Origin of the sequence: Microcystis sp. CS-574 (assembly GCF_028329095.1) — a bacterium.
Taxonomy (GTDB): Bacteria; Cyanobacteriota; Cyanobacteriia; order Cyanobacteriales; family Microcystaceae; genus Microcystis; species Microcystis ichthyoblabe_A.
The window spans coordinates 1-4,978 of sequence record NZ_JAQMSY010000134.1; the positions used below are offsets into that span (position 1 = coordinate 1).

Below are 4,978 nucleotides of genomic sequence, written 5' to 3' on the forward strand. Positions count from 1 at the left end.
AATTTAGAAAAAGCGATTGCCGCTTACCAGGAGGCTTTGAAAGTGTTCACTTTTGACGCATTTCCCCAAGGTTGGGCAGCGACACAGAATAATCTCGCTAATGCTTACAGTAACAGAATCAGAGGGGATAAAGCAGAGAATATAAAACAAGCAGTGATGTGTTATCAAAACGCTTTACAAGGATATGAAACCGCAGGAGATTTACTGAATGCCGCAGAGATGGGGTTAACATTAGGTAAAATTAAAGTAGATCGAGGAGAATGGTATCGAGGATTAGCTTATTTAGAAAAAAGTCTTAAAATTTATCGTCAATTTGACGATCTCAAAAGTCGTGCTGATACCATTTATCAAATTGCTCATACCCATCACCTAATTGGAAACCATGAAAAAGCCTCTATTTATTATCGGGATGCTTTGCGCTTTTATGAATATCTAAAACATGATAGAGGTGTTGCCTTTTGTCAAGCAAGTTTAGGAAGACTCATGTTACAAATTGGTTTTGTCGAAAAAGCTGAAGAATTATTAAAGAAGGCTACTTTTATTTTTAAAGAACTGAATAATGAACAAGAAATTGCTAAAATAGCAGAAGTTCTGAATTGCCTTGCCAAAATTAAGGAGAAACAAGCTGTATGAATGAAGCGGATCGCATTTGGGATGAATTAGATAATATCTATTCTCAATGGGGAATAACAGAAATTCCTTTTTCTGAAAGTGCTTCAACATTGAGGGAATCGCAGTTAAGAAAAGTTTTTACTGGGAGAAGTCAAGAATTAAAACCAGTTTTCAGCTTATTAAAAGGAAAAGAGCGTAAAAGATTGTTAGTTTACGGTTTGATTGGTATTGGGAAAACAGCTTTTATTTTAGAAATTTTAGATGTTCTAAAACGTAAAGCAACTAAGACTTTAACTGCCTATATCAGTTTGCCAGCTAATACAGATTTAGCTACCATTGCATTAATTTCTTTAGCCCGGGAAATGAAAGAAGATAAATGGGCGCAACAATTCTTAAATCAAATGGGATTAATTTCAGCCCAACCTTTAAGACAACGAGAGAATACAGCTAAATTTGGAATTGCGGGAATTGGTGCAGAATTAAAAGAAAAAAGTATTGATATTAATAAACCACTCTTTCCTGAACTTAGTTTTGAAGACTTATTAAAAAGAGCATTAAAAAAATATGAGCGAGTGATTATTGCTGTTGATGACTTAGATAAACAAGATCCTGCAACTGTAAAACAATTACTTTTAAACGCTCAAGGAATGCTAAAATCAGGAGCATGGTTTATTTTGACTGGTCATCCTTCGGGTTTAACCAGAGATATTTTAATTAGTGAAAGAGGATTATTTGATTTTGCGATTAAATTAGAACCTCTTGAACAATCTGTTATGTATGAAATGCTGGTTAATTACCTTAACAGTGTACGTTCTCAAGATTGTCAATATTCGGTAAAAGATCCCCAAGCAGTTAAACCTTTTACACCAGATACAGCTAAGATGTTGTGTGAGAGATCTAATGGTGTTCCGCGTTATTTAAATCGTTTAGGTAGCTATATTTTACAGAAAGCATCTGAATTAAATGCCGAAACTATTACACCTCAAATCTTAGAAGAAGGATTTATTTATGCTGACCAACAAATGCGAGGTCTGCCAGGATTAACCCCAGCAGATTTTATGTTGATAGATCTAATTCTAGAAATGGATAAATTATCAGATGAAAATATTACTTTAGAAGATTTACAAAAGTTGCAAGTTCAAGAATTTAGTGAATTACTTCCAATTATTGACAAATTAGTAGAATTAGATTTAATTAGAAGATTGCCTAATGACCAAGCTATAGAATTTGCCTTAACTCCATTATTATTACCTTCTCAAGAAACGCAAAAATAAATCGCCATATCGTCGGCATCTAAAGCAGCGATCGCACTTGGATTGTCTGCCAATTCAGCGCGAAACTGGGCAATTTCTTCAGGAGTAACTTTAGTTGATTCAATATCCATCGGTTGTTCTTATTTACAGACAATACTGATTGTATAGTTTCTATTTTGCTATCTAAAGTGTTAATCTAACTGGTTACTGATAACTGAAAAGGTTCTTAATTTCCTACCATTGTGATAATTGCTGTCATTTAAACCACGACAAAGTTAACTAATTTGCCCGGGACAACAATCACTTTTTTGATTTCCTTACCCTCTAAATAACGTTGGGCGATTTCTGATTCCAGGGCGAGGGTTTCTAGGGTGCTTTTATCGGCACTAGCGGGAACTTGTATCGTGCCTCTGGTTTTTCCCAAAATTTGGATGACAAGGGTAATCTCGTCCACAATCAGGGCAGTAGGATCAACTTTTGGCCAGGGTTGCAGGTGAATTGATTGGCTATGGCCTAAAGCTTGCCATAATTCTTCGCTAAGATGGGGAGCAAAGAGGGAAAGTAAGATTAATAGGGTTTCGATTCCTTCCCGATAAATGGGGGATGCAAAACACTTATTATCCCCTAAAGCGTTACTGAGTTTCATCAATTCGGAAATGGCGGTATTAAATTGATAATCTCCTTCTAAATCCTCGGAGATTTCTTTAATAGCGGTGTGAATTGCCCGTCTTAAATCCTTGTCAGTTTTCGAGAAAGTTTCTATTTTTTTGACTTGCTTGGGTTTATTTTCAATATATTCGCTGACTAAACGCCACACCCGATTAAGAAAGCGAAATTGTCCTTCTACCCCCGCATCATCCCACTGTAAATCTTTTTCTGGGGGTGCGGTAAAAAGTATAAACATTCGGGCAGTATCAGCCCCATATTTTTCCAAGACTTTCAGAGGATCAACGCCGTTATATTTCGACTTAGACATTTTTTCAAAGAAGAAAGATAGAACTTCTCCCGTGTCTTTATCACGATACTGATCCTCTTTGTAGATCACATTTTCCGCAGGGACATATTTGCCAGTTTCGGGATTTTTGTAGGTTAATCCCTGTACCATTCCCTGGGTTAATAGACGGTTAAAAGGTTCATCGACATTAACTAAACCTCGGTCTCTTAAAACTTTGGTAAAGAAACGAGAATAGAGTAAATGTAGGATAGCGTGTTCGATTCCTCCGACGTATTGATCCACGGGCATCCAATCATTAACCTTCTCGAATTGAAAGGGTATATCTTCATTTTTAGCATCGGTATAACGGAGGAAATACCAACTAGAATCGATGAAAGTATCCATAGTGTCGGTTTCCCGTTTTGCGGGAGTGCCACAGCGAGGACAATCCACATTTACCCAGTCTTCTAATTTGGCTAAAGGAGAAGCACCTCGACCGCTAAATTCGACATTTTCTGGTAAAGTAACGGGTAAATTATCGATAGGTACTGGCACGGTTCCACAGTTAGGACAGTGGATAACTGGAATCGGACAACCCCAATATCTTTGACGGGAAATTAACCAATCCCGGAGGCGATATTGTATTCTAGCTTTGCCGTAACCTTGGGCAGTGGCATAATCAATAATAGCGGTTTTTCCTGCTGTAGAATTCAGTCCATTAAATTGAGCGGAATTAATCATAATTCCTGCTTCTGTATAGGCCTCTTTTAACTCAATTTCGCCACTTTCTGGAGTAATAACTATCTTAATTGGTAGGTTATTTTCCTGAGCGAATTTAAAATCGCGACTGTCGTGAGCCGGGACTCCCATCACTGCCCCCGTCCCGTATTCGTAGAGGACATAATCAGCAATTAAAATCGGAATTTCTTCACCTGTAAAAGGATTAATTGCCACTCCTCCGGTTTTAATACCGCGTTTGGGTTTATCTTCGGCGGTTCTTTCTAATTCGCTTTCGCTGGCTATCTCTTGAATAAAAGTTTCTACGGCGGATTTTTGTTCGGGAGTGGTAACTTGTAAAGTTAAGGGATGTTCGGGAGCAAGTACCACATAAGTGACTCCATAAACCGTATCGGGACGAGTGGTAAAAACAGCAATTTTTTCTGTGGAGTTAACAAGAGGAAATTCTAAATAAGCACCTACCGATTTACCAATCCAGTTGGCCTGCATGGTTTTAACCCGTTCCGGCCAACCGGTAAGTTTATCTAAATCAGTGAGTAATTGTTCGGCATAATCGGTGATTTTTAGGAACCATTGCCGGAGTAATTTTCTTTCTACTTTAGCACCCGATCGCCAAGATTTTCCTTCACTATCTACCTGTTCATTTGCTAAGACAGTTTGATCGATAGGATCCCAATTCACTGCCGCTTCTTTTTGGTAGGCTAATCCCGATTCAAAAAACTGTAAAAATAGCCATTGGGTCCAACGATAATATTCCGGGGAACAGGTGGCAACTTCTCTTTCCCAATCGATAGATAATCCTAACTGTTGTAATTGCCGTTTCATCTGGGCAATATTTTGATCAGTCCATTTTGCCGGAGGAACTCCCCTTTCAATGGCGGCATTTTCTGCGGGTAATCCGAAAGCATCCCACCCCATGGGATGCAGCACGCGATAACCCTGCATTCTTTTCAGACGGGCAATCACATCGGTGATAGTATAGTTACGAACGTGACCCATGTGCAGGTTGCCTGATGGATAGGGGAACATGGAGAGGGCGTAAAATTTCGGTTTATCGGCGTTTTCTGGGGTTTTGTCCAATCCCATTTGCTGCCAAATCTTCTGCCATTTCTGTTCGATTTCTGCGGGGTTGTACGGCACTGGGGTTTTTTCTCCTGAGTTTTATCTATCCTTCCTATTTTACAGCAGCCGGCTGGGGGCGATTGCCAGTCTTGGGGTTATCTACCCTAGCAAAAACCCGATGAGTTTTAAGTAAGTGGTTCTAATTAAATGTGAAGATAGATTTTGGGTTCGATCCCCCCTATCGATTAGTCAGATCTTTCTTAACAAAAAGAGAAGAAACTTAAAAAAAGGGGAAACGATTGATAGGTATAGTTTTGAAAGAAGGAATCAAGGTGGAGGTGAGCAAAAAAAATGGAGAAATGGGCAGCCCAAGAATTAC

At 38.8% G+C, this 4,978-nt stretch carries 4 protein-coding genes; 2 read left to right on the top strand and 2 right to left on the bottom strand.

Annotation, left to right across the window (positions count from 1 at the left end):
- Both PN470_RS10715 and PN470_RS10720 read left to right on the top strand, forming a co-directional pair.
- The coding region (locus tag PN470_RS10715; RefSeq protein WP_271935016.1) for a tetratricopeptide repeat protein at window positions 1-633 on the top strand (633 nt) is incomplete at its 5' end.
- Window positions 630-1,886, top strand: coding sequence for an ATP-binding protein (locus tag PN470_RS10720; RefSeq protein ID WP_271935017.1), 1,257 nt, complete (start codon window positions 630-632; stop codon window positions 1,884-1,886). The genes PN470_RS10715 and PN470_RS10720, both read left to right, overlap by 4 nt.
- Here PN470_RS10720 and PN470_RS10725 read toward each other — a convergent pair.
- Window positions 1,868-1,996, bottom strand: coding sequence for a hypothetical protein (locus tag PN470_RS10725; protein WP_258012265.1), 129 nt, complete (start codon window positions 1,994-1,996; stop codon window positions 1,868-1,870). The genes PN470_RS10720 and PN470_RS10725 overlap by 19 nt on opposite strands.
- Before the next feature lie 128 nt (window positions 1,997-2,124).
- A complete protein-coding gene (gene leuS / locus PN470_RS10730; protein ID WP_271935018.1) occupies window positions 2,125-4,677 on the bottom strand; it encodes a leucine--tRNA ligase in 2,553 nt (850 codons plus the stop codon).
- Window positions 4,678-4,978: the final 301 nt, after the last annotated feature.